Genomic DNA, 25,580 nt, shown 5'->3' with positions numbered 1-25,580 from the left:
GGCGTTATTTCTTCGCCCCGGACAGGCCAGTCCTGGTCATTTCGCCCCAGCTCTGGTCGGCCCGCAGATATTGCCACCAGCCCTTCACGCGCCAGAAATTGTTGAGCTGGCGGTAGCCGAAATTCTCGATCACCGCCACCGCCGTCAGCACCGCCAGGTCCCTGGCGCGCGGAAAACGCTGCAGCTCAGCCTCTTCGAGGACCAGTGAGCACACGCTGACGCAAACGCCATAGGTGAAGATGAGCGAGGTGAAGGCCAGCAGATACTCGGTCGACAGGATGCCGAGCAGCCAGAATGCCGGGATCAGGATGTAGCCCAACACCTCCGCTACCGGCCCTAGCACGTCGACAATCAATATGTGGCCGAAGCCCAGGAATCCGACGCGGCCGTAGCGCGGGTTGAAGAGCATGGCGCGGTAGCGGAAGAAGCACTCGAGCGCGCCGCGCTGCCAGCGCGTGCGCTGCCGTGCGAGCACGCTCAGCGTTTCCGGCGCCTCGGTCCAGCACACCGGCTCCGGAATGAACTGGATGCGGTATTTGCGACCGGCATCTCTCATGTGGCGGTGCAGCTTGATGACGAGGTCGAGGTCCTCGCCCATCGAGCCCATGGTGAAGCCGCCCACCGCCACCACCTCCGTGCGGCGGAACATGCCGAAGGCGCCCGACACCAGCATCAACGTGTTGATGTGGCTCCAGGCCAGCCGGGCCATGAGAAAGGCCCTTAGATATTCGACGACCTGGAGCAACGGCAGCAAGCGGTTGGGCAGATGGATCTCTCGCACCCTGCCGGCTTCGATCCTCGATCCGTTGGCGATGCGGATCGTGCCGCCGACGGCGATGGTGCGCTCGGGGTCGTCGATGAAGGGCTGGGCGGCGCGCATCAGCGCATCGGGCTCGAGGATGGAATCGCCGTCGATCACGCAGAAAAGCGGCGCGCGGCAGACATTGATGCCGGCATTCTGGGCATCGGCCTTGCCGCCGTTTTCCTTGTCGACCACGAACAGGCGCTCGGTCATTGGCGAGGAATAGAGGCCGCGGATCGGCTTGTGCGCCAGCGCCTCCTCATAAGGCCGGCGGAATTTCACCAGCTTGAAGGCCCCGATCAGGCGCTGCAGCGTCTGGTCCTTTGAGCCGTCGTTGATGACGATCACCTCGAAATTCGGATACTCGAGCGCCAGCATCGAATGGACGCTCTCGACCACGTTCAATTCCTCATTATAGGCGGGTACGAGGAGCGCGATCGGCGGCGCGACATCGCCATAGCGGTGCCACAGCAGTGCCGAGCGCGCGACCGGCGGGCGCTTGGAAAGCGCGTAGGCGGCAATAATGAGTTGCAACAGATAGATCGTCGTCTGCGCCAGCCCCGCCCCGATGATGAACCAGGACAGGATGGAAGCGGCCAGAACGATCTCGTGGCTCCAGTCGGACATCATGCGGCCGGCCCCTCGGCAAGGATGAGCGAGGCGGTGCGCTGGCTGCGCGAGACCTCGCTGGCAGCGATGTCGCGCAGCAGCCGTTCTCCCGGCTGGCCAAACGAGCGCAGGGCGTTGGCGGCGGCATAGCGCACGGTCCACGCCTCATCGTCCATCAGCGCGGAGAGCGGCGCGGCGAGCCCGGCGAGCCCGAGGCGCCCGGCGGCATCGGCGGCGGCGGCGCGCACGTCCCAGTCGCCGTTGGCCATCGCGCTCGCCAGGATGGCAGGTGCCTCGGCGTGCCCGGTGAGGCCGAGCGCGCGCAGCGCCGCGGCGGCGACCTCGGGCGATTGATCACCGGTGGCGCGGGCGAAGAAATCGGCGAAATGGAACCCGGCGGCACGAGCCAGCGCGTCGATCGCGGCTGCCCGGATGAAGGGCACCGCGTCGGTGCGCGCGGCATGATCCCTGAGCTCCTCGAAGCGCGCCGGCGGAAAGCGCCTGAACAACTCGATCAGGCGCCGCGAGCGCTGTCCCACCACGCCGACCTTGCCCAGTGCGATATCGAGCGGCGGCAGGCTGCCGAGATCGCAGAGCGCGATGGCGGCGGCGATCCTCACCTCGCGCGAACGGTCACGGTCGAGCGCCGAAAGCAGGCTCGCCACCGCGTTTTCCGAACGCAGCGCCGCAAGCATCTCGGCCGCGTGGATGCGCTCGGCGCCGTTGCCTTTTTCCAGCTGGCTGCCGACAAGCGCCGGCAGGCCGCATTCGTTGAAGGCGGCAAGGACGTCGTCATACTCCTCGCCGCGAAGCAGCGAAATGAACTCGAAGCCGGCATTGATCGCCACGCCCGCCGGCACCGCGAGCAACACCGCCTTCAAGGCCTCGCGGTCCCGGTTTTCGGTGAAGGCGATCAGTGCGGTGTGAAGCTGGCGCCGCTGATCGATCTGCGCCCTGCCTCGGCGTTCCTGCAGCACGCGCCGGGCGATCAGGAACAGCATGATCACCAGGGAAAGGGCGCTGAGCAAAATGGAAAGATCCCAGATGTACCACATAATCAGAACCGCGCGGTCAGGCCGAGCCCGAATATGCTTCGGTCGAATGTCGGGCGTTGCTCATGTGCGATACTGGCGCGGAGCGTCAGCGGATCGTTGACGTCCCAGGAGATGCCGCCGAAGACGGTGCGCGTCGGCACCAGCGTGCCGTCGGAGATTTCGGGGGCGTCCGCATAGCCGCCGAACAGGTTGAAGCGCTGCGCCATCGCAAGGTCAACCCTAAGCACATAGCCGTCCGCGCGCGTGCCGATATCGTCGGCCGCATGCACCCAGCGGGCGGAAAGCCCCAGGCGGCCGTCGAAGATATAGCCCTGCACCCAGGGCGAGACGCTGGTGACGTTTGTGTTGGTGAAATTGTCGTAGCGGGTGTCGATGTTGAGCGACAAAGGGCCGAACGCCTTCGCCGCCGCCATAACCTGCAAGGACGCGCCGGCGCCGATCGAGTAGCGCGCCAGGAAATCGGCATCCGGCGTCGCCGCGGCGAACGCATAGGCGGAGAAGGCAGGCGAGAAGGCCTCGTCGATGCGGCCCTCGATCTGAACGTCGGTACGGCCGAAGCGGGTTGCCACGCGGGTGCGGCCTGAAATCGTCGTGCGCGGCGACAGCCGATAAGCAAGGCCAGCCGAGCTGTCGGTCCAGTCGCTCAGCCCGTTGGTGAGATCGCTCACCTCGGTGCCAAGGTCGAGCCGCCATTTGCGCGGGGGCGGCACGGCCAGTCTTTGCTCGATGTCGGAAGAGCCGGGCTCGATGGCGAGCGCCTCTCTGTAGGCCTGCCGCGCTGCATCGTCGTCGCCTTGGGCGCGGCGCACATCGCCGATCCCCACCAGCGCCTCGGCATTGCGCGGATCGATCGCAAGCACGCGCTGGAACGACTGCCCGGCCCGCGTGTAGTCGGCCTCGAGCAGGGCGACCTTGGCATCGAGGTCGAGCGCCTCCACATTGTCCGGCGACGAGGCCAACACGTCATCGACCAGCGCGCGGGCGCTCGGCACGTCGCCCTGCCAAATCGCCATGCGGATCTTGCCGATCCGCGCGTCGAGAAGGCCGGGTTTTATGGCCAGCGCCCGGTCGAAGAAATGCCCGGCTTCGTCGAACCGCTGGCTGGAGCCCACGATAAGGCCAAGGGCGACCAAGATGTCGGTGTTCTTCGGCGCCAGCCCAAGCGCGCGGCGATAGACCTTCTCCGCTTCGGGCAGCTTTCCCGCGGTTCGCAACCGCCGACCTTGCTCCATCAGGCCGGCGACGGGATCGGGCCGTGGTTTCGCCCTCGGCGCCGCCACGGACGCCTTCCTCGCCTCACCGCCGGCGGCCTGCATGGCCTTGCGGATGTTCTCTACAAGCGCGGCGGCGTCGGTGTTGCCGGGCTGGGCGCGCGCCACCGATTCGGCGAGCGGCAGCGCGGCATCCAGATTGCCGGAACGGAACTCGATCTCGGCCAGGCCAAAGCTTGCATCTTGATAGGTCGGAGCAAGGGAAAGCGCCTTGGAAAAGGCGTCGCGCGCCGCCGCCAGATCGTTGCGGCCGAGTTCGGCGAAACCGAGCTGAACCAGGGCGTCGGCATTGTCGGGTTTGAGCGCGAGTGCGCGCCGAAGCAGATCCACCGCCTCGTCGAAATGCCGGGCCTGCCTGGCTTTTACGGCGGACGCGTAGAGCTCATCGACCGTCTGCGCAAGCACCGCACCAGGAGTGGCCGCGATTGCCAGGATCAGGCATGCGGCAAGCGCTGCGCGCCGGCTGCGCCTCATCAGCGTTTCCCATTCTTGCGCGCGATCAGACGCGCCAGCCGGGCCAGCAGTTCCTCGGGGATGAATGGCTTTACCAGATAGTCGTCGGCTCCCTTCTCGAGGGCCGAGACGATGTCCCTTTCGGCCTTGCGGGCGGTCAGCATCACCACCGGCGTGTCTGACAGGACCGGGTCGCCCTTGAGGCGAGCCAGCACCTCCAGGCCGTCGGCCTTGGGCATCATCGCATCGAGCACGATGATATCGGGTCCGTGCTGTTCCGCCTTCGCCAGTGCCTCGGCACCGTCCACTGCCGTGATGACCTCGTATCCCTTCGCCCTCAGCCTGAATTCCATCAGTTCAAGCAACAGGGGATCATCATCGCAGATCAGAACTCTTGCCTTCGCTCCATTCACCAGTGCTGCTCCGGTTCACGCCTCGTGCCCCCCGGAGTGATCAACCCATGAACCGACATCCGCCAATGCGATCCATGCAAACAACGCCGGTGCGGGTCTCCCGCGCCGGCCGATGCCGCGCAATCATAAATAAAACCGATTCGCGACGGCCGTATTTCGATACAATCAGTAGATGAATATTGGGGTATGGTACAGGTGCCGTAAACGGCAAACGGAGCTTGCTGACAGGCTTGTTGCCACTGCCTTCGACCCAGCGGCTATGCGCGCCCGGGATGCTCCGAGAGCAGCTTCCTGACTTCGCCGGCGAGGGCCAGCGGATCGAAGGGTTTGGCGATGACCCCGACCGCTCCCATGGCGAGATAGCGCTCGACCTGATGCGTCTGGGTGCGCGCGGTGATAAAGGCCACGGGTATCGACGCCGTCAGCGGTGAAGCAGCCAGGCGCTTCAGCGTCTCCGGCCCGTCCATGTCCGGCATCATCACGTCGAGCAAGATGAGATCGGGATGCCATGCGGCGGCATCGGTCAGCGCCGCGGCGCCCGAAGAGCAAGACCGCACCTCGAATTCCGGATCGAGCTCCAGCGACATCTGAGCGATTTCGCGGATATCGTCCTCGTCATCCACGTAGAGGATCCTTGCCGGCATGATCGTCACTCCTTGGCGCGGCCGGCGGGTCTGGTGCCATCTCGCGATGAGGCCAACATGGTTCTGACCAGCTTTGCGACATCGATCTCCGACGCCCTGGTCTTGGTCATCATCGCCTGCACCCGATCGCCGAGTTTCTGGTCCGGTTCCGCCGCCGAGAACACGATGACTCCGGTCTCCAGCGGCAGATCGGCGAGCAGGTCCAGTCCCGATCCGTCTGGAAGCGCTATGTCGAGGATGACCAGGTCGAAGTGACGCTTCGCAACCGCCCGCCGTGCCTCCTGCAGCGTTTTCGCCGAGATGATCGAGACGTCGGAGCCCAGCCCCGCCGACATCACGGCTAGCACACCCTCGTCGTCCTCGACATGGAGGATCTTCGGCCTCTGCTCATTCCTGCTGGCGACGATCTTGGCAAGAGCGGCGTGAAGCCGCCCCGAATCCACCGGCTTCTCCAGCCAGTCGACGATGCCGACGGCGGTGCCGTTCAGCGAGCGCCTGGCCTCATCGGCGACGGCGGAGATGACGATGACCGCAATGTCGGAATTCACTGGTGACGCCCTGATGTCATGGAAGAGCTTGATACCCGATTCTTCTGCCAGCTTGATGTCGAGTGTCAGTGCCGCGTAATCGCGGGACTGCAGAAGCGCCTTCGCGGTGGCGATGTCCGGGGCCACGTCGCTGGAAAAGCCTTCCGAGTCCAGGAGTGCCGCAATTACCGTGGCGACGTCGGTCTCGTCTTCGCAGATCAGAACCCGTAGGCGGCCATCGGGCTCACGCGGCGGGCGCGGTGGCGGATACGGCCTCGGGTGGAGCCTGCGGGCTTCGGCAAGGTCGACGTGGAACGAGGTTCCTTTCTCTTCCTCGGTTTCGAAGGAAACGGCGCCGCCCAGCTTTTCCACGATGGTCTTGACGATGCTGAGGCCGAGGCCGGTGCCGCCTTTCTTGCGGGTGCTGGACGCGTCGGCCTGTTCGAACTTGCCGAATATACGGCTGCGAAACGCCTCGGGGATACCGGCCCCCTGATCGATCACCGAGATGCGCAACATGTCGCGATCACGACGCTGTAGCTTCACCATCACGGTGCCGTCGGCGTGCGAGAACTTGATCGCGTTCGACAGAAGGTTGGCCATCACCTGGTGCAGGCGGTCCGGATCGATGTTGGCTTCGGCGCGCGGGGCATCGTCGACCAGGACGATGCGTATCCGGCTCTCGGCCATGTAGTTGGAACTGGCGGCAATGGCCTGCTCCATAATCGGGCGCACAGGCATCTGCTTGATCTTGAAGGCGATCACACCTGACTCGATCTTCTCCATGTCGAGGATGTCGTTGATGAGAAGAACCAGTCTCTCGCTGTTGGTGTGAGCGATGTTGACGAGGTTGGCGGCCTTCGGCGGCAATTCGCCCACCACGCCCGCCGCGATCAGGCCCAGCGAGCCGCGGATGGATGTCAGAGGGGTGCGCAGCTCATGACTGACCGTCGAAATGAAATCGTTCTTGAGCTGAGCGTTTCGCTTCTGCTCGGTGATCTCGCGATTGTAGGTGATGACACCGGTGATCTTGCCGGCCTCATCGCGGAACGGCGCCTTGAGCGTGTAAAGCCAGCCCTGTTTGCCATCCGGAAACACCGCCGGCTGTTCGATGCGCAATGTCTGCCCGGCCTTCAGTGCGCCCATCTCGTCCTGCCTGAAGCGCTCGGCCACGTCCTTCGAATAGAAATCGAAATCGGTCTTGCCGATGAGCTCCTCGACTGAAGCGGCCCCCAGCATTTCGGCGGTGGCGGGATTGGCGGCGATGAAGCGGCCGTCCACATCCTTTATGTTCAGGCAGTCCGGCAGCTCGCGAACCATGGCCCGATAGATCATGTTGGACCTGGAGAGATCGCGCCGCCGCTGTTGCCGGTCGAGCAGGATGCCGATCACCATGGTGCTGAGGAAGCGGAACAGGAGGGACGGGAACGTGCTCTGCTGGATCAGGCCTGTGATGACTTGCTGGGGTATGACCAGCAGCGTGATCAACCCGGCGAGCGCCACCGACACGCCGAAGCCGAGTATGTCGAGCATCGTGCGCGACCGGGCCGCGACAATGCCATGCCATGCCAGGCCGACAACGGCGGTGATCAGGATACCCATGACGCCGACATTGGCCCCCTGACCGCCAAGATAGAGGCGATAGGCAATGGAGCCGGTCGTGGCAACGAACATTGCCGGCCATCCGCCGAAGAACGCGGCGGCGCCGATAAAGGCGGCGCGCAGATCGACCACGAAGCCGGAGACGGACAAGGCGGTCGCCATTGAAAAGACCGCCCCCACGCACATGACCGCGCCGAGAAGCAGCGACTGTATCCGCCGTGAGAGACGCCCGGTGAAATCGGCCACAAGGTCCCAGGCGATGACCAGGACGGAGACCAGGGCAAGATTGGCGAGGAGTGATTGCCAGATCTCGGTCATGACTTTCCGGCTCCTTTTTTCCGATGAATATCGGCTAAACCTATCCGACATCTAAAGAAGCTGCGCACCAGTCCGCAGGGCCGAACCGGTGGCACCCCGAGCAGGGGCGACGTGGGCAGCCACGTGGCAGGCGTGTCGGTTCCGAGCGCTTATCCGGACAGACTGCAGAGGCATCTCACCGGAAGGCGCAAAAGTCTATGGTTCCGTCGATAAGATTCGCGCAAACACTGTGGAGCGCATCCGGGGTGGATAGCCATCTTCACAGCTGGAAGGGCGATCTCTGCGCTACGCATACGGGCGCGATGGGTTTCAACTAGCGATGTCCGAGGACTTAGAAACGCTATGAACTAGTCGCCATCATAGGGCCGCGCTTTGCGTGCTGGCGGCTGTCTGCGCGCCGTAGGCAGCCTTGCGGTGTGCTTGACTGAAGCACAGTGTTGTTGTGATAGATGTCGCCACTGTTCCCTCCGTCCGCGAATAGTGACCGCAATGGGCCGAAGCCGGACTGTCCACTACTAGATGGCAGCCTCGGGTCGACGGCCGAGAAGAACAGGAGATCACATTGATGCTGGTCCGCACGCTTTCTGCCTTGGAATGCACGAAAGTCCTGACAGCCAATCGTGTTGGCCGCCTGGCATGCGCGAAGGACGGGCAGCCCTACGTCGTGCCCCTCTACTATGCCTATTCGGATGCTCATCTTTACGCTTTCTCGATGCCGGGCAAAAAGATCGAATGGATGCGGGCCAATCCGCGGGTGTCCGTCCAGGTTGACGAACACGGCCAGGGCCGAGGATGGAAAAGCGTCGTTGTCGATGGCCGGTATGAAGAACTGCCTGACCTGATCGGACACAAGCTTCAGCGGGATCATGCCTGGTCGGTGTTGAGCAAGCACACCGACTGGTGGGAACCTGGCGCACTCAAACCGGTCACGCCTCCCACGGCCGACAGTGCACCGCACGTTTTCTTTCGGATCCTGATCGAGCAGGTATCCGGGAGAGAGGCGAGCGAGTAGCCGTTCCACCAATTTCGTCGCGAGAATTGGAAAGGCCGGCGCAAAATGCGCAAGCCCTGTCCTGGTCGGGACGTCCGGTAGTAACCGTGCGGCCGACGGTCCTCCTCGAAGGCTTCTTTCTTCAACTCGTTGCCCCCGGCGTGAGGGCCTCCGACGCGTTGGCGCTGCCCCTGGGGAGTGGAAAGACCTCGCCGATCTCGGCAGTCGACGTAGCGCGTGCGGTCGCGGCGATCCTCGACGACCCCGCACCGCATATCGGACAGATCTATGATCTGACAGGGTCGGAATCCACCGATCTCGACCACTATGCGCGCGTCTTCTCCGAGGCGCTCGGAAGGCCCATCGCATATCGGGACGTCCCACTCCCGGCGTGGAGCGAAGGGCTTCGGCAGGCGAAGTATCCAGAGCACGTCGTTCGCCATCTCTCGGCCATGGCCGAGTTGACCAAGCAGGGGCGTTACGACCGCATGACGGACACTCTGCGCAAACTCACCGGCGAAGCGCCGACGAATATGCGCGACTTCGTGAAGCTCCACGCCGCCGAGTTCAAGCAGCATGGACCGACGCCTTCCTGAGGCGCTCGGCGCGTCCCGCAAGCGGAATCCGATCCTTGAAGATCAGTACCGTCCGATGCCGGAGCAAGAATCGCTGCCTTGCCAAGTCGGGGAAGTCTGAACTGGGCGGAGCCTCGAACGAGGCGCTCACCGAAGAGGACGCCGCGCGCACATCCAGAGCTATCGGTTTTCCGAGAGGCCGACTTCCACGATTGATGGCTGGCGCGCAAAACCCACTGCTACTAAATTCATCGGCCTTGCTAGACGTCGCCGGAGCGTGGCGCCTCGCGGATGAATGAGGAGTCACGAGGATGTCAGTGGGAACGGCCGTCATTACCGGCGCTTCAGGCGGCATCGGAGCGGTCTATGTCGACCGTCTCGCAGAGCGGGGATACGACCTCGTCCTGGTCGCCCGCAACGGAGACAAGCTAACCCAGGTCGCGAACCGCGTTCGCGCAAAAACCGGCCGCAAGATCGACACCTTGTCCGCCGATCTGGCCAATGCGTCAGACCTCGCGCGCGTGGAGGCTTTCCTTAGGGAAACCCCAGACGTCACCTTGCTTGTCAACAATGCGGGCCTCGGTGGGGCGTTGAAACTGCTTGACTCCGACGTCGACCAGATGACGTCGCTGATTTCGCTCAATGTCACGGCGCTCACCCGACTAACCTATGCCATCGTGCCGGGTTTCGTGGCGCGCGCCGCTGGGACGATCATCAACATCGCCTCGATCGTCGCCATCAATCCCGAGTCGCTGAACGGCGTCTACGGTGGCAGCAAGGCGTTCGTCGTCGCCTTCAGCCAGAACCTGCGGCACGAACTCGCGGGAACCGGGGTCAGGGTGCAGGTCGTCCTTCCGGGTGCCACCGCCACGGACTTCTGGGCAATCGCCGGTCGCCCGGTCGAGAAGCTGCCAAAAGCCATCGTGATGCGAAGCGAGGATCTGGTCGATGCGGCGCTTGCCGGACTCGATCGGGGCGAGTTCGCCACCATCCCTTCCCTCCAGGATAGTGAACTCTTCGACGCCTACGAGGCCGCTCGGCAGGCGATGATCGGCAAGCTTTCTACTGCCACGCCGGCGCCCCGTTATCGGATTGCGACCCAGCCCTCTTCAATCAACAAAAATGGCGATCGAACCAGTTAGAAGTGGCCTGCTCCGCCGCGGAGCAGGAAGGGCGGCGTTAGGAAAGGACGTGATATGACGCGGTTGTATCTGGACGATCTCGAGCGCGGTCAAACCTTCGTCAGCGCTTCGCATGCGCTCGACGAGCAGCAGATCAAGGCTTTCGCAAGAGAGTTCGATCCCCAAATCTTCCATCTCGAACGGGCGGCGGAAGGGACGCTGTTCGGCGGACTTGCGGCCAGCGGCTGGCATACCGCCGCGATCACAATGCGGCTGAACGTGGAGTCAGGCCTGCCGCTCGCCAACGGTATTATTGGCGCCGGAGGCGAGATCAACTGGCCGAACCCGACGCGCCCGGGTGACATTCTTCACGTCGAAAGCGAGGTGATGGATATCGCTCCCTCGCGTTCGCGCCCAGAGCGTGGCATCGTCACCATCGTCAGCAAAACCCTCAACCAGCGTGGCGATGTTCTCCAGATCCTGACCGCCAAGCTGGTCGTTTTTCGTCGGCCGGCGGCATGAGCGACCAGCCATTGCAACCAAAGGGAGTGACATGGGCAGCATCCAGAACGACGATCGCCGATGTCAAATTTGAGGCGACGCGGCATTGCCGATGACGGGGCACATTGCCGCAAGGATCAAGGAGCCGCGGTCGCCGCGTCCTCGATGATTTTGGCCACCGCATCGGGATGCGAGATCATGACGACGTGCGACGCGCCCTTCACGACCACGACGCCCTTGGCGTGCGCCCGCTCGGCCATAAAGGCCTGAGCCTTCGGCGGGATGGCAGTATCACCGTCACCGTAAATGAACCACGACGGAATGGTCTTCCAGGCGGACGTGGTCGCCGGTTCGCCGAACGCGATGTCGGTGATCGGTCGCTGCGTTGCCGCTGCCAGTCTCGCCGCATCCTCGGGCAGATCCGGCGCGAACGCTTCGTGGAACTTGTCCTGCCGGACATAGAGGTCATTGCCGCCAGCGAGGAGAGGCACTGGCTGCGCCAGGGTATCGGGTCCAAGCAAGGCTCCTGGAAACTTGGTGTCGAGCGCGCCGGCGCTTTCGCCTGCTTCCGGTGCAAAACCGGCAACATAGACCAGCGCCTTGACATTTGCCTTCCCGTCGGCGGCCTGGCTGATCACCATGCCGCCATAAGAATGGCCGACCAGCACGATTGGCGTCTTGATCGTATTGAGAAAGGAGCGGACATAATCGCCATCTGCCTTTACGCTGCGCAGAGGATTGGCGACAGCGACCACCGGGTAGCCATCCTTTTCAAGAATTGGGACGACGCCGTTCCAGCTCGATGCGTCGGCGAAGGCGCCATGCACAAGGACGATGGTCGGCTTGTCCGATTGCGCGGACGCCATTGTTGCGAACGCCATACCAGCCAGGGCCAATCCAGCAATGAGCGGTTTCATGTCGGGCTCCTTTGTTGCTTCATGACAAATGGTCAACGTCGATGACGGCCTGGGCGAACACCAGCGGTGCTTCCTGCGGAAGATTATGTCCGATGCCGCCGGAGATGGTGCGATGCTCGTATCGGCCGGTGAATTTCTTCGCGTAGGCCGAAGGCTCCGGATGCGGAGCACCGTTCGCATCACTCTCGAGCGTAATGGCAGGCACGTCGATCGTAGGCGCCTGAGCGAGCCGCTTCTCCAGATCGTCGTACTTCGCCTCCCCCTCAGCCAAACCGAGTCGCCAGCGGTAATTGTGGATCACGATGTCGACGTGGTCGGGATTCTCAAGGGCAGCAGCGCTCCGCTCGAAGGTGGCATCGTCGAAGCGCCACTTCGGCGAGGCGATCTGCCAGATCAGCTTGGAAAAGTCGCGCCGGTATTTGTCATAGCCGGCGCGGCCGCGCTCGGTCGCAAAATAGTACTGGTACCACCACTGCAACTCGGCGGCCGGCGGCAGCGGCATCTGATTGGCCGCCTGGCTGCCGATCAGATAGCCGCTCACCGATACAAGCGCCTTGCAACGCTCTGGCCAGAGCGCCGCGACGATGTTGGCGGTGCGCGCGCCCCAATCGAAACCGGCGATGATCGGCGTCCGAATCTTCAGTGCGTCCATCAGATTGACGGCGTCGACGGCAAGGGCCGCTTGCTGCCCGTTGCGAGGCGCATTGGCGGACAGAAACCGCGTTGTGCCATAGCCGCGCAAATGCGGTACAATGACGCGATAGCCTGCGGACTCAAGCCGCGGCGCGACCTCGGCAAACGCGTGGATGTCATAGGGCCATCCATGAAGGAGGAGGACCGGCGGACCCTCGGCAGGGCCAAACTCCGCGTAGCCGATATTCAGGTCGCCGGCGTCGACCTGTTTGACCTTGAGCGAATTGCTCGCCTGCGAACCGCTTGCAGCATTCGTTGCAGAGGTGTCGCTTGATCCTGATCGCGCCCCGCTGGTCGCAAAAAGCTCGGCGGCAGCGACAGCCAGAGCTGCAACACGCAAAAGGTGGCGACGTTGATGGCTGATCACTTCCAGCATGGTTCGGTCACTCGTTAGAATCTGATGTAACGGCCCGCACGCCGGGGTGCGGGATCGTCTTGTCCTGTTACGCTGACCATCTGACTACCGCCGAGGCGGCGCTCAGAATGGAGACTATTTTTCCGTCGCAGTCCTCAGGACGCGCGCAGCGTCTTGAACGACGCACGCATCTCCTCGACAAAGATTTCGGGCTGCTCCCAGGCGGCGAAATGGCAGCCAATGGGGAAGCGGCCGTAATGGAGAAGCTTTGGATAGGCTGTCTTCGCCCAGCTCTCCGGCGCCTGGTAGATCTCGTTGGCGAAAGCGCTCACCGCGACCGGTATCCTGATGCCACGCGCGTCGAAGAAACCGCCTTTCGCGACCCGCGCATTGTCCCAGTAGAGTCGTCCCGACGAGACCGCCGTGTTCGTCAGCCAGTAGAAGGTGACGTTGTCGAGAAAGTCGTCCGGCGTGATGCCCTCGGGCTTCCCGCTAAAGGAGCGGGCGATCAGGGCGTGACTGTCGGCGTCGTGGTCCAGCATCCAGGCGGCGAGGCCGACGGGCGAGTCGACGATGCCGTAGAGCGTCTGAGGACGTTGGTTCATCTCGATGGCATAGCCAAGCCCATGCTGATTGAAATAGATGAGCTGGTCGAAAGCGCGCTTCTCGTCGGGACCGAGCCCTGGCGGCGGCGTGCCGGTCCCAAGCGCCTTGGAGATTTCAGGTGGAAGCGTCGCCGCCATGTTGGTGTGGATGCCAAGCAGTCCCGGCGGCTCCTGTAGCGCCATATTCTCGGTAACCGCATTGCCCCAGTCGCCGCCCTGGGCCACATATTTGTTGTAGCCGAGGCGTTCCATAAGGGTTGCCCACGCCTTGGCGATACGGACAGGCTCCCATCCTGGTGTCGTCGGCTTGCCGGAGAATCCGTAGCCGGGCAATGACGGAACCACGAGATCGAATGCATCCGCTTCGGTGCCGCCATGCGCGGTCGGGTCGGTGAGCGGTTCGATGATCTTCAACTGCTCGATAACCGAGCCCGGCCAGCCATGGGTCACGATCATCGGCAGCGCGTTTTTGTGCTTCGACTTCACGTGAATGAAGTGGATGTCGAGCCCATCGATCTCGGTGATGAAGTGCGGATACGCCATCATCCTGGCCTCGACCTTGCGCCAATCATGATTGGCCCAGTGCACCTGGATCTGGCGCGCGATGTCGAGCTGCACGCCCTGCGACTGGTCCGGCACCGTCTCCCTGTCCGGCCAGCGCGTCGCCGCGACACGCCGCTTCAGATCGGCGAGATCCTCATCGGAAGCCCTGAACTGGAAAGGATGGATTGACGCGGCTTCCGCAGCCGCTTTGGATTTTGACGAAAGCATGCTGATGGCTCCTAAGGCAGCCGCGGTGATCAGGACTTCCCGCCGTGTTGGTGATAGCAAGCGCGCAGACATGGGACTCTCCTGTGCCAACCCATCCAGGATTGCCGCCAACATCGACGGCTGCTTCGTTGTGACACGACCAAAGTGCCCTGCTGCTGTCGTCGAAGCGAGTTAAGAGGCGCTAAGAGATGCGAATTTTTGCAAGCAGCCGCATTTGGGATTCTTACAGCCGATCGCTCGACGAAGACCCGAGATGTCGGCCGGTCGGTTGAATGACGGCATTCGGCCCGACGTAGAGCGCGTGAGAGATCGCCAGGATGGTATGTGGGGTGGTGGATCGGCTGGGGCGCTTACTGATCGGTCGCGCCCCGTAGCTCTGTCACATCCTTCGCCGTGAGCTCCGCTGACAGCACAGCCAAACCCACCGGCGAGCCGCTCACCACATGCGTTGCGACGGCCAGGAGCGTGACAACGTCGAACAGCTGATGGAAATGCGTAGCTGTCCGCAGCTAGGCGATCGCGCTCAACAGCTGTTCAGCAGCTTTCAGATCGGCCGTATCAAAACCTTCGGTAAACTGCTCAAAGACTGGCAGCAACAGAGCCCGCGCCTTTTTCAATTGTCCGCGAGAGAGGGCGAGCTTCGCCAGTTCCGTCGTTGTCCGCAATTCCCAAGACAATGCACCCTGACGACGACTCCAATCCAGCGACCGAGCGAAGCAGGTTTCGGCCCTCTCGTTCGAGTCCCGGTTCATCGATAAAAGGATCAATCCTTTCGTTCGCAACGCCTCTGGCATGTACAAAAAGTCGCCATTCGCTTCGATCAGTTCGATTGTCTCGTTAATCGTTCTGAGCCCTTCATCGAGGCGGTGAGACACGGAAAATCCCTTAGCAAGCGAAAGGCTAAGCTCGGTGGTGACGAGCTCGTAAGGGAGCGCGTGCAGCTTTTGACGAGAGCTCTGCAAAGCTTCTATGCCCGCATTCGCGTTCCCCCGACGAATAGCCAATTCGCCTTGGAAGCCTTTTCCGACCAGGACATAAGGTGCCATGGAATGGGCTTCGGATAGGGCAATAAGCTCATCTAGATCTGCTTCAGCGCTCTGCAGATCACCTGTCCAAAGGAACACCGTCGCCGCCCACACCAGGGCGATCGCCAGCGATAATGAGTGGTCTATTTTGCGGGCCTCTTCCACCGCCTCGCGCGCGCATTCAGTTGCCAGAGCGGCATAGCCCTGCAGCCAAAGATTTCTCGCGAGAACGGCGGTGGCCAGGATTCTGCCTTCAACGCCAAGGTAGACCGTCGTGGTCTGCTCGGGAAGATAGTCGCCCGCCAGGGTCGCCTCAAGTTCGCTGTGGGCATCGACAAGTCTGCCGTCGAGATGAAGTGCGAGCCCTAAATTGGAATGGGCTAGTGCCATCGCGACGGGGTCGCTGACAGTCGCCGCGGCAGCAGAACAACGCGTCGCGTACTCGAGAGCGCGAGTGAAGTTCCCTCTGCGCCGGTGAAACAGATGAAGTGGGGCCAACAGGCGTATTTGATCAAGCGTATCGCCATTGTTTTCAGCGATCGCCAAGCCTCTCTCCAAGGCTTCACTCGCAGCATCGCGCCCGCCGCGCATAAACATCAGTGAGATCCCAAGGGCCGCCTGGAGTCTCATCTCCTGCTGTCCCCCACGAGCCGAAGGAGCGAGACAAGCGATAGCGCGTTCCGACCAGCGATGGCATTCGGAAAGCAGTGACATTGACAAGAAAACGGGTGCGGCGGCGGCGGCCAACCCGACACCGATGGCCAAGTCGCCGCCTTTTCCGAAGGACCATTCCAATGCCGCACGGGCGTTGTTCAGTGCGGCAAAGTGGGGCGTGCGTTCGGCTCCAGCCGACAGGGTCGGCCATTCGATCCCGGTTTGTTCGAGCCATCGGCGGTAGTAAGTCGCGTGTCGTACCGACAAGGCGGTTGCCTCGGTTTCGTCAATGTCGATGTTGAGCGCGTATGTGCGGGTGGTATCCAACAGCCGGTAGCGCACCATCGCGCCGAGAGGGTGGGTCGCCACCATCGACTTTGCGACGAGGCTATCAATCGCTTCGAAAACAGCAGGGCGGTCCAGGGTTGTGCTTGTCACAACCTCCAGCGCCGCATCGAGGGTGAAATATCCGATGAATATCGCGAGGCGGCCAAGGACCAAGCGTTCCGGTTCGGAGAGAAGCCCGTAGCTCCAGTCAAGAGCGGCGTGCAGGGTCTTGTGACGCGGTGGAGCGTCACGCGACCCCTGCCATAGCAACGTCAGGCGTTCGTCGAGCAATGCAGCGGTCTGCTTCAGGCCATAAGACTCAACACGTCTGGCCGCAAGCTCGATCGCAAGCGCCACGCCGTCCAACTTTCGGCATATATCAGCGACTATTGGCGCTTCGAGATCACTCACAATCAGAGGCGCGCCGCTCGCGACAGCCCGTTCCATGAACAGTTGCGTTGCTGGAAATTTCTGCACGGTTGCGGCAGTTAGCCCCGGTCGATCGGGGGGGCATGCAAGGGCATCCAGTCGATAGACGTGCTCGCCTTCAACGCGAAGCGCCTCGCGGCTTGTCGCGATGATATGCACTTGGAGTCCGGCTTCCACGATGCTTACCGCCAGCGTGGCAACTGCTTCTATGAGGTGCTCACATGTATCGAGAACCAGAAGGAGGCGCTTGTCACGCAGGTAGGCCACCAAACTCGGTACCGCGTCGTCGGAATGAACCGACAACCCCAATATTGAGGCCACAGCTGTGGGCACAAGTTCAGGATCCGTAACGACTCCAAGATCGACGAAGAGAACGGAACCAGCGAAAGCGGACATCAAATGGTGTGCGACGGCCACCGCGACAGTCGTCTTGCCGACGCCACCAGGTCCTACGACGGTGACGAAGCGCGATGCGGTCAGGCTAACCGATAACTTGAGCACATCCTCATCGCGTCCGAGCATTCGGCTCAAGCGGGTAGGGATATTAGCGTGCGGAAAGTCAGAGCCGGCGATCTTCTCGTCTTTGCGTCGACTACCCGCTTGCGAAACCGCGGCGACAAAGCAGTAGCCCCTCCCCGGCAGAGTCGCGATGAATCGCGCACCATCCTTTCCGTCTCCCAGCGCTTTTCGGAGACTGGCTACATGAAAGCGCACGCTACCTTCTTCGACGGTAACTCCGGGCCATACCCGCGACATCAACTCCTCTTTGCTGCAGACCTCGTTCGGCGCCGAAGTCAGGGCGACCAGGATATCGAGCGCGCGCGCGCCCAACTTGACGGGAACGCCCTCTCTGGTGAGCAGCCTCTCGCCTGCAAATAGGGTAAAGGCACCAAACGAAATACCGACTTTGGTGTGGTCCTCCACAGCCGCCATGCCTTCCTCTGAACGGTCTCGCTGACAACAATTTTAGCCGAAATCTTGCCCTGCGTCCTTCCCACAAGAGCGCACGCAAGTCGAGGGTTTCGCTCGGGTAACCGAGTTCCCCAATTGTCCGGGAATATCGAGCCGCTGACAGCTTCTAACACCTCCTCACAAGCCATAACGGGCGGCCCCTGCACGGCAGGCGTAGCTCTAGGCGGAGAGAGCTTGGTGGACCGAAATACCGCCATGAACGCGGCGAGCCGCTAACGCGGCGTCCGCAACACGGAGCCAAAGGAGAGCGCATAATGGTGAGCGCTAAGGCAACTATGGGCGCACCGGAAGTATCGGCGGGCGGGCACGAGCCGTAGCCTCCCCCGTGAGGCTGTGGCTTATGCAGGTGATCGACTTCGCTGCGACTTGACTGGCATGCGCAGCGTGGCCCTCAGCGCCATAGCGCTCGCGAAACGAGAATTTCCAGGATTGCAAGATGCGCACCACGGGAAAGCTGCTCTACACGGCCAAGACCCGGACCTCTCAGGGACGAGAGAATGGCATCGCACGCAGCTCCGATGGGCAACTCGACATAAGGCTTGCGGCCCCCGGATCGGCACGCATCGGCACCAACCCGGAGCAACTATTTGCGGTGGCTTGGTCGGCCTGCTTTCAAACAGCAATAGTGCAAGTGGCCCGCAAGCAGAAAATTGCCTTGCCGGCCTCTTCCGCTATCGACGCTGAAGTCGACCTAAGACTGGAAAACGACAGTTACTTCATCAGTGCTCGGCTCAACATCAGCCTGCCTGGCGTTGATCGAACTGTCGCCCTGGCTCTTTTGAACGAAGCGCATCAGATCTGCGCGTACTCGAAAGCAACGCGCGGCAACATCGGCGTGACGATCAGCTTGACCTGACCGCGCGAAGTTGGGCCGACTCGACGCGGTCGTTGCCCGTTTGCCCAGTTGGCTCTCTCCTCCAATTTTCGAACAGGAAATGGTGCGCCTCGCAGGAACTAACAAAGCATCACATCCTATAACGGGCACTTCTCGCGGCGTCGGAGTAAATGCTGAGGCATAAAACGGGTCCCTAACGCAAGCGAGGTCACCATGAGCGCATCAGGATTGACTATGATCTTTGACCGCTTGCCCTCGTCCAGCCCGACAGCGCCCACGCAATTTGATCCCCGGCCCCAACTAAGGGTGAGAGGCGAAATCGCATTCGGACCGTTTCTTCTGTTTCCGAAACAGTTTCTTCTGTTGGAGGGCGACAAACCGGTGCCGCTCGGAAGTCGCGCGCTGGGCATCCTGATCGCCTTGCTTGAGCGCCCAGGCGAGCTCGTCAGCAAGCAGGAACTGATGGCCCGCGTTTGGCCCGATGTCTTTGTCGTGCCTACCAATCTCACCGTCCACATCTCGGCATTGCGCCGCGTTTTGCGCGACGGACGGGATGGAAATCGGTTCATCATCAACATCCCCGGGCGTGGCTACCAATTCGTTGCTTCAGTCCATACGCCGCTTCAACGGAAAGCGTCGCTTGAAACGATGCGCCCAATTGTTCCGGCGCTTGAAGAGCGCCTTCAGATTCAAGCGCCTTCAGAGTACGGAGCGTACGGCGTTCCCACTGCGGGGCCTTGAGACTCTGGAGAGGGGCTGATGCGTACCCACAGCGATCCGAGACGCCGAAATGGATTCGGCCGGACGACTGGGCGCCTTGGACCCAGTTCAACCTGAGGGGGCAAAGACGATGAGCACGTCCCCCGCATCTACCAACACATACGCCACACCTGCCTTCTGGGAACGCTTGTGGCGGTCGAGTGGCATCCAGGCCGTCGGCCTCTTCATCATCGCGTACATCATTTATGGCTATCAGCCGCAGGTCGGTGCGCCAGCCGACGCATTGGTCGCCTTTTACGAGGGCGGGCGCACGCGGATCCTGATCGCTGCGGTTTTCTCCGGCTTCGCCGTCCTCAATCTCATGTGTTTGCGGCAGCACTCAGGACCACTTTGGCTGATGCGGGACAGGACGGTTGGGGCGCGGCGGCGACATTCGCGTGGGCCAGCGTCGCGTTGAGTTCGTTTCCAAACTGATCTCGAACGCGCTCTTCGCGGTGGGTGTCGCGGCCGTCGTGCTTGTATTGCTGGGCGGCACCACTTGGTTACGTGGCGGCTTCTGGGGATCGGACGGTGCCTATTCGCGGTCCATTTCGCCCGTCATTTGCATCGCGTGGCTTCTGGTCGTGAGTTGGGTCCTGGTGAAACGCAGTCCTGCGACACGGGCCGGGTGGTGGAGCAGGCGCTGCCCCAAATCTCGTGCTTGCGCAGCAGCATTCGCGAAACCCAACTTCACGGCGATCTCTGTGCCCGCTCGTCGATAACTTTGCGATGCCCATATTTTCAAGGTCTGTCGGCAATTGACTTTCCGAACATAAACTCTTTTATATTGATCATAAAAGTTGTTTCATGTCGGCGCCAGAGGTGGTTTCGTGAAGTTGTTCATTGCTGGATTGGACACCGAAACCAACACGTTTTCTCCGATACGCACCGGCCATGAGGCCTTTGTCGAGGGCCAGGTTGCGCATGGCGACGCCACGACGAAGCCGCTGAATTGCTGCTCTTCACAACTCTTTGTCTGGCACAATGCCGCTCGCGAGCGCGGCTGGACTGTTGTCGAGAGCCTATGCGCAGTGGCGGAGCCCGGCGGCACGACGACACGCTCCGTCTACGAAGATTTCCGTAGCGAAATCCTGCGCGACCTCAAAGCTGCCATGCCGGTGGACGCCGTGCTTCTCGCCTTGCACGGCGCTTGCGTTGCCGAGGGTTACGACGATGTCGAAGGCGATCTGCTAGCCCATGTCCGTGCGCTGGTCGGACCCGATATCCCCATTGGCGCGGAGCTCGATCTGCACTGCCATTTGACGCGGCGCATGATGGAAAGCGCCACCATGATCGTGGCCTATATGGAATATCCCCACACCGACATCGAGGAGCGCGCCGGCCATCTGTTCGAGCTGATGGTCAAGGTGCTGGCCGGAGAGATCCGCCCGGTGATGGCGCTGTTCGATTGCCGCATGATCGGCACCTTCAGGCCCCATCAACAACCCTTGCGCGGGCTGGTCGACCGCATGAAGGCGAGCCAAGGCCGCGACGGCATCCTGTCGGTGTCGTTCGGCCACGGTTTCCCCTGGGGCGATGTCGCCGATGTCGGCGCCAAGATGCTGGTCGTGGCCGATCGCGACGCAGGCAAGGCGCACCAAGTCGCGTCGGCCTTTGGCCGCGAGATTTTCGCGCTGCGCAATGCGCTCGAACCCCATCATCTCACCATCGACGACGCGCTTGATCGCGCGATGGCGACCGACGGCGGCCCGGTCGTGCTGGCTGACGTATCGGACAATGCAGGCGGCGGCGCTCCAGGCGACTCCACCTTCATCATTCGCCGGGTGATCGAACGCGGCATACGCGACGTCGCCAGCTGCCTGTACTGGGATCCCATTGCGGTGCGGCTTTGCCAGGCCGCCGGCGAAGGCGCGACGCTGCCGCTTCGGATCGGCGGCAAGATCGGGGCGGCATCCGGCGAGCCGCTCGACCTCAACGTCACCGTGCGCCGCATCGCTTCCGGCATCACCCAGCGCTTTGGCGCGGTGCCGCTGCCGATCGGCGACGCCGCCTGGGTCAGCGCCGACGGCATCGATCTGGTGATCAACAGCGTGCGCACGCAAACCTTCCATCCCGAATGCATGACCGCGCTTGGCCTTGATCCCGCCACTCGCAAGATCGTGGTCGTCAAGTCGAGCAATCATTTCCGGGCCGGTTTCGAGCCGATCGCCAAGGACATTCTCTATGTGGCCGCGCCCGGAGCGCTGCAGCCCAATTTCCGCGATCTGGCATACACCAAGCTGCGGCAGCCATACTGGCCGAAGGTCGCGGAGCCATTCGCGGAATTGGCGCTATAATCAACGCCAGGCTTCAGCGTTTCGCGGCGCGCGAACAGGGTAGGTCGACCGCCCTCCGCGCCCGCCCACCATCGGCTTTCAGATATCACCCGCCTGCGCGCGGTGACATCGTACCGAGCGCGGCCATGCCGCCTTGTCCGGCGGTGACATGCTGACGGTTCCGGCACGATCGCCGAATTCGGCGAGAGGCTGCAGGCTGTCGCAGCCTGCGGCGGCGAACGAGCAGCGGTCGCGATAATAGCAGCCGGTTGGCAAAATCCGGTTGTTGGGAAGCTCGCCGACACGGGTCGCAGCAAGCTCGGGCAGCGGGTGCTTGAGGCTCGGAACCGTGGCCAGCAAGGTTCTGGTATAGGGATGCGCCGGAGAATCGAGCACCTGCACCGCTGGTCCGGCCTCGACAATCTGGCCAAGATACATCACCGCCACGCGATCGCAGAAGTGGCGCACCAGCGAAACGTCGTGCGAGATCATCAGATAGGCAAGGCCGAGCTCACGCTGAAGTTTCAGCAACAGGTTGATGATCTGCGCCTGCACGGACACGTCGAGCGCGGACGTCGGCTCATCGAGGATCAACAGGTCCGGATCGGTGCTGATCGCCCGCGCAACCGCGATGCGCTGCCGCTGGCCGCCGGAGAATTCATGCGGCCGTCGATCCAGGTGCTCCGGCCGCAGGCCGACGGAAGCAGCGAGTTCGGCGGCACGCGCCCGCAGCGCGGCTTTCGACATTCCCCCGCGCACATGCAGCGGCTCGGTGATCAGGCGCCAGACCGGCAGGCGTGGATTGAGCGAGGATTGTGGATCCTGGAACACGATCTGCATCTGCTGGCGGATTTCACGTTTGCGCCTGCCACGCGCTTCGTGAAAATCCTGGCCGTCGATCACCACCTTGCCCGAGCTGCGCTCGACAAGGCCGATAATCGCTTGGACGAGCGTGCTTTTACCACACCCGGACTCGCCGACGATGCCTAGGCTTTCCCCCGGGCGGATCGTCAGGTCCACCTTGTTGACGGCATGGACATGGGAGGTGGCCCGGCCGAACCAGCCCCCGGGAATCGGAAAATTGACGGTAAGGTCTTCGACGCTGAGAAGAGGCGCGGCCGTCATTGCGTGGCCTCGCGCGCCTTGATCGATGGTTGGATTGTCTCGCGCCGCCAGCAGGCGACGATATGATCGGGAGCAGGCGCCATCGAAGGAGGCTTTGCGAAACATCGATCGTTGGCTTCCGGACAGCGTGGCCGGTAGAAACAGCCCGGCGGGGGATCAAGCAGATTGGGCACGGTTCCGGGGATGGCCTCCAGTTCCGCTTTCGGCTCCACCCGCTCCGGCAGACAGCGCAGCAGCGCTTGAGTGTAGGGGTGCTGTGGCGCTTCCAGAACGGCCCGCGTCGGGCCGGACTCGACGATGCGGCCCGCATACATGACGTACAGCCGGTCGCAGAGCTGTGAGACAACAGCAATGTTGTGCGAAATGAAGACAACCGAGGTGCCGGTTCGCTTGGCGCGATCGAGGATCAGGCGAAGGATGACGGCCTGCACCGTCACATCCAGAGCCGTGGTCGGCTCGTCGGCGATGATCAAGCCGGGGTTGCACGAGAAGGCCATGGCGATGAGCACGCGTTGGCGCATGCCGCCCGACAGTTCGAACGGATAGGCCCGCATGATCCGCTCGGGTTCCGCGATCAGCATGTCCTTGAGAATGCCGCGCGCCGTGCGCTCGGCTTCGGCCTCACTGACCGCTTCGTGGCGCTGGATGACGCCGACAAGTTGACGGCCAATCCGGATGGTCGGATTGAGCGCGTTCATCGGCTCCTGGAAGATGGTCGAGACGAGCTTGCCGCGAACGTCCTGGAGTTCGGTTTCATCCATCGCGAACGGATCGCGGCCAAACAGGCGGATACTGCCCGCGGTGACGCGGTAGCGGCCCTCCGGCAGGAGCCTTGTCGCCGCCATCGTGGTCACCGACTTGCCGCATCCCGACTCGCCGACCAGGCCAACGATCTCGGACGCGCCGATTTCGATCGTCACGTCGTCGAGCGCCTTGATCGCTCCGGCGTAGGTGGGAAATTCCAGCGACAGGCCGTCGATAGTCAGGGCCACGGGTTTTTGCCCGGTAGGCTTCAGGATTTCGGATGCCGCCACCATCATCGTCCCCCCAACCGTGGATCGAGCATGTCGCGAATGCCGTCGCCAAGCAGGTTGCAGCCCATCGCGGTGATCAGGATGGCAAGGCCGGGGAAGGTGCAGTACCACCATTGGTCGAGGATATAGTTGCGCCCCGTGCTGACCAGCGCCCCCCATTCAGACGTCGGCGGCTGTGCGCCAAGTCCGATGAAGCTCAACGCCGCGGCAATAAGCACAATGCCGCCAAGGTCAAGCGTTGCCTGCACGATGATCGGCGACATCGCATTGGGCAGGACATGCCAGCGCAGGATGTAGAGTGGCGAGGCGCCGAAGGTGCGCGCCGCCTTGACGAAGACCCGTTCCCTCAAGGACAGCGTCTGCCCGCGAGCCAGCCGCACATAGGCCGGTATGCGCACCATCGCCACGGCCAGCATCGAGTTGACCAGGCTCGGGCCGAGTGCCGCCGCGAGCGCCATCGCCAGAACCAGCGCCGGCAGCGCCATGATGACATCCATCAGTCGCATGATCGCCGTATCGATGCGACCACCCAGTATGGCAGACATGCAGCCAATGATCACGCCGATGCTCACCGATATCAGGACGATCATGAACGCCGCGACGCATGAGGCACGCGACCCGTAGATGATGCGTGAAAACAGGTCGCGACCGACTTCGTCGGTACCGAACCAGTGAAGCGCGCTCGGTGGCTGCAGACGCGCGGACAGCATCAGCTTGTCGGGATTGTAGGGTGCAATCAGCGGCGCGGCGACGATCATCACGATGACCATCAAGATGATCACCGCCCCAACCAGCGTCAGTGGGCTGCGGCGGGTCAGATACCAGAAAAAATGTAATCGCGACTTCCAGCCAGCGGCGGCGGCGACACTTTGTGTTGTCGAAGATGCGACGCTCATCACCCGATCTCCCTGATCTGCGGATCGGCGAACATGTAGGCGATGTCGACGATCAGGTTGATGAGGACGTAGCCGATCGATGCAACCACGGTGAACCCCATGATCGCCGGGAAATCGAGAGTCTGGATCGAGGTCACGACATAGGTGCCCATGCCCGGCCATGCGAACACGGTCTCGGTCAGCACCGCGCCGTAGAGAAGGTCGCCGAGCGCCAGGCCAAGCAGCGTGATCGACGGGATCAATGCGTTGCGCAAGGCATGGTTGAAGATGATGACCCGGCGTCGCAGGCCACTGGCGCGAGCCGTTCGGATGTAGTCCTCCTGAAGGACGTCCAGCATCGAAGCCCGGATCTGGCGCGTGATGACGCCGAGATTGGCAAAGGCGAGCACGGCGGAAGGCAAGATGAGATGCCGCACGCTGCTCCAGAAAGCGTCCATGCGGCCTTCGAGCAGGGAATCGATCAGGAAGAAGCCGGTGATGCGCGTTGGCAACGCAATGCCCATGTCGATGCGACCGCTCCCGGGCAGAATGTGCAGCTTGGCGTAGAACAGCAGCACCAGCACCAGTGCGAACCAGAACACCGGCATCGAGATACCGCAGACCGAGATGGTGCGAGCCACCTGATCGATTGGTCCGTCCTTGTAGATGGCGGACGCTACGCCGAGTGGAATGCCGATCACGATCGACAGGATCAGCGAGATGGCGCCGAGCTCCATCGTTGCCGGCAGGAAGGTGGCAATGTCGCCGGCAACCGAGCGGCGCGTCCGCAGCGAGGTACCGAGGTCGCCATGCAGCAGGTTGCTGACGTAGATAGCGAATTGATCCCACACTGGCCGATCGAGCCCGAGATCGCGCCGCACACTCATCAGCGTTTCGACGCTTGCCCTGTCACCGGCGATCATCCGGGCGGGATCGCCGGGGATCAGATGGGAAATGATGAAGGTGATGACCGCGACGCCGAAGACGACGAAGAACAGCATCACGAAGCGGGGAATGATAATGCGCATGATCGTCATCTGAGGTCG

21 protein-coding genes are annotated in these 25,580 nt (G+C 62.4%); 7 read left to right on the top strand and 14 right to left on the bottom strand.

Annotated elements, in window-relative coordinates; translation table 11 throughout:
- Window positions 1-4: 4 nt before the first annotated feature.
- The 6 genes from MAFF_RS27365 to MAFF_RS27340 all read right to left on the bottom strand — a co-directional run bounded on the left by MAFF_RS27365 (window position 5) and on the right by MAFF_RS27340 (window position 7,694).
- The gene (locus MAFF_RS27365; RefSeq protein WP_010914251.1) at window positions 5-1,432 is read right to left on the bottom strand and encodes a glycosyltransferase family 2 protein; all 1,428 of its coding nucleotides are present in this window, start codon (window positions 1,430-1,432) and stop codon (window positions 5-7) included.
- Window positions 1,429-2,466, bottom strand: a complete 1,038-nt coding sequence (locus MAFF_RS27360; protein WP_010914250.1) for a HEAT repeat domain-containing protein — start codon at window positions 2,464-2,466, stop codon at window positions 1,429-1,431. The genes MAFF_RS27365 and MAFF_RS27360 overlap by 4 nt, the downstream gene beginning before the upstream one ends.
- A 2-nt stretch (window positions 2,467-2,468) precedes the next feature.
- The gene (locus MAFF_RS27355) at window positions 2,469-4,211 is read right to left on the bottom strand and encodes a YaiO family outer membrane beta-barrel protein (RefSeq protein WP_010914249.1); all 1,743 of its coding nucleotides are present in this window, start codon (window positions 4,209-4,211) and stop codon (window positions 2,469-2,471) included.
- Entirely contained in the window at window positions 4,211-4,603 is a 393-nt protein-coding gene (locus MAFF_RS27350) for a response regulator transcription factor (RefSeq protein ID WP_010914248.1), read from the bottom strand. The genes MAFF_RS27355 and MAFF_RS27350 overlap by 1 nt, the downstream gene beginning before the upstream one ends.
- A gap of 257 nt (window positions 4,604-4,860) precedes the next feature.
- Window positions 4,861-5,247, bottom strand: coding sequence for a response regulator (locus tag MAFF_RS27345; protein ID WP_080512110.1), 387 nt, complete (start codon window positions 5,245-5,247; stop codon window positions 4,861-4,863).
- Window positions 5,248-5,252: 5 nt separating this feature from the next.
- On the bottom strand, window positions 5,253-7,694 hold the full coding sequence (locus MAFF_RS27340) for an ATP-binding response regulator (RefSeq protein ID WP_044549355.1): 2,442 nt from the start codon (window positions 7,692-7,694) through the stop codon (window positions 5,253-5,255).
- A 565-nt stretch (window positions 7,695-8,259) separates the two neighbouring features.
- Here MAFF_RS27340 and MAFF_RS27335 point away from each other — a divergent pair.
- From MAFF_RS27335 to MAFF_RS27320, 4 genes are all read left to right on the top strand, one after another.
- Window positions 8,260-8,706 (top strand): pyridoxamine 5'-phosphate oxidase family protein, encoded by a 447-nt coding sequence (locus tag MAFF_RS27335; RefSeq protein ID WP_010914245.1) that lies wholly within the window; start codon window positions 8,260-8,262, stop codon window positions 8,704-8,706.
- An 86-nt stretch (window positions 8,707-8,792) separates the two neighbouring features.
- Window positions 8,793-9,281: a hypothetical protein gene (locus tag MAFF_RS27330; protein ID WP_010914244.1), complete on the top strand. Its 489-nt coding sequence runs from the start codon at window positions 8,793-8,795 to the stop codon at window positions 9,279-9,281.
- A gap of 290 nt (window positions 9,282-9,571) precedes the next feature.
- A complete protein-coding gene (locus tag MAFF_RS27325; RefSeq protein ID WP_010914243.1) occupies window positions 9,572-10,402 on the top strand; it encodes an SDR family NAD(P)-dependent oxidoreductase in 831 nt (276 codons plus the stop codon).
- Window positions 10,403-10,456: 54 nt separating this feature from the next.
- Entirely contained in the window at window positions 10,457-10,903 is a 447-nt protein-coding gene (locus tag MAFF_RS27320) for a MaoC family dehydratase (protein ID WP_010914242.1), read from the top strand.
- A gap of 116 nt (window positions 10,904-11,019) precedes the next feature.
- Here MAFF_RS27320 and MAFF_RS27315 read toward each other — a convergent pair whose 3' ends face one another.
- The 4 genes from MAFF_RS27315 to MAFF_RS27300 all read right to left on the bottom strand — a co-directional run bounded on the left by MAFF_RS27315 (window position 11,020) and on the right by MAFF_RS27300 (window position 17,591).
- Entirely contained in the window at window positions 11,020-11,799 is a 780-nt protein-coding gene (locus MAFF_RS27315; RefSeq protein ID WP_010914241.1) for an alpha/beta fold hydrolase, read from the bottom strand.
- Window positions 11,800-11,818: 19 nt separating this feature from the next.
- Window positions 11,819-12,868, bottom strand: coding sequence for an alpha/beta fold hydrolase (locus MAFF_RS27310; protein WP_032928870.1), 1,050 nt, complete (start codon window positions 12,866-12,868; stop codon window positions 11,819-11,821).
- 134 nt (window positions 12,869-13,002) lie between these two features.
- Window positions 13,003-14,295 (bottom strand): epoxide hydrolase family protein, encoded by a 1,293-nt coding sequence (locus MAFF_RS27305; protein ID WP_044549350.1) that lies wholly within the window; start codon window positions 14,293-14,295, stop codon window positions 13,003-13,005.
- 437 nt (window positions 14,296-14,732) lie between these two features.
- On the bottom strand, window positions 14,733-17,591 hold the full coding sequence (locus tag MAFF_RS27300) for an ATP-binding protein (RefSeq protein WP_010914238.1): 2,859 nt from the start codon (window positions 17,589-17,591) through the stop codon (window positions 14,733-14,735).
- 475 nt (window positions 17,592-18,066) lie between these two features.
- Between MAFF_RS27300 and MAFF_RS27295 the strand changes: the two genes are divergently transcribed.
- The 3 genes from MAFF_RS27295 to MAFF_RS27280 all read left to right on the top strand — a co-directional run bounded on the left by MAFF_RS27295 (window position 18,067) and on the right by MAFF_RS27280 (window position 21,521).
- Window positions 18,067-18,486, top strand: a complete 420-nt coding sequence (locus MAFF_RS27295; protein ID WP_010914237.1) for an organic hydroperoxide resistance protein — start codon at window positions 18,067-18,069, stop codon at window positions 18,484-18,486.
- A gap of 192 nt (window positions 18,487-18,678) precedes the next feature.
- Window positions 18,679-19,206, top strand: a complete 528-nt coding sequence (locus MAFF_RS27290) for a winged helix-turn-helix domain-containing protein (RefSeq protein ID WP_080511950.1) — start codon at window positions 18,679-18,681, stop codon at window positions 19,204-19,206.
- Window positions 19,207-20,054: 848 nt separating this feature from the next.
- Window positions 20,055-21,521 (top strand): M81 family metallopeptidase, encoded by a 1,467-nt coding sequence (locus MAFF_RS27280; protein WP_010914235.1) that lies wholly within the window; start codon window positions 20,055-20,057, stop codon window positions 21,519-21,521.
- A gap of 78 nt (window positions 21,522-21,599) precedes the next feature.
- Here the strand turns inward: MAFF_RS27280 and MAFF_RS27275 are convergent, their stop codons facing one another.
- Genes MAFF_RS27275 through MAFF_RS27260 form a run of 4 tightly spaced genes read right to left on the bottom strand, consistent with a single transcriptional unit; the run spans window position 21,600 to window position 25,571 of the window.
- Window positions 21,600-22,625, bottom strand: coding sequence for an ABC transporter ATP-binding protein (locus tag MAFF_RS27275; RefSeq protein ID WP_010914234.1), 1,026 nt, complete (start codon window positions 22,623-22,625; stop codon window positions 21,600-21,602).
- Window positions 22,622-23,665, bottom strand: coding sequence for an ABC transporter ATP-binding protein (locus MAFF_RS27270; RefSeq protein ID WP_244420628.1), 1,044 nt, complete (start codon window positions 23,663-23,665; stop codon window positions 22,622-22,624). Before MAFF_RS27270 ends, MAFF_RS27275 begins: the two co-directional genes overlap by 4 nt.
- Entirely contained in the window at window positions 23,662-24,555 is an 894-nt protein-coding gene (ddpC, locus tag MAFF_RS27265; protein WP_010914232.1) for a D,D-dipeptide ABC transporter permease, read from the bottom strand. The genes MAFF_RS27270 and ddpC overlap by 4 nt, the downstream gene beginning before the upstream one ends.
- A complete protein-coding gene (locus tag MAFF_RS27260; protein WP_010914231.1) occupies window positions 24,555-25,571 on the bottom strand; it encodes an ABC transporter permease in 1,017 nt (338 codons plus the stop codon). Before MAFF_RS27260 ends, ddpC begins: the two co-directional genes overlap by 1 nt.
- Window positions 25,572-25,580 lie beyond the last annotated feature (9 nt).

It is taken from the genome of Mesorhizobium japonicum MAFF 303099 (assembly GCF_000009625.1).
GTDB classification, from domain to species: Bacteria; Pseudomonadota; Alphaproteobacteria; order Rhizobiales; family Rhizobiaceae; genus Mesorhizobium; species Mesorhizobium japonicum.
The sequence above is the reverse complement of the archived record's forward strand: the minus strand, read 5'-3'. Positions and strand labels throughout refer to the sequence as shown.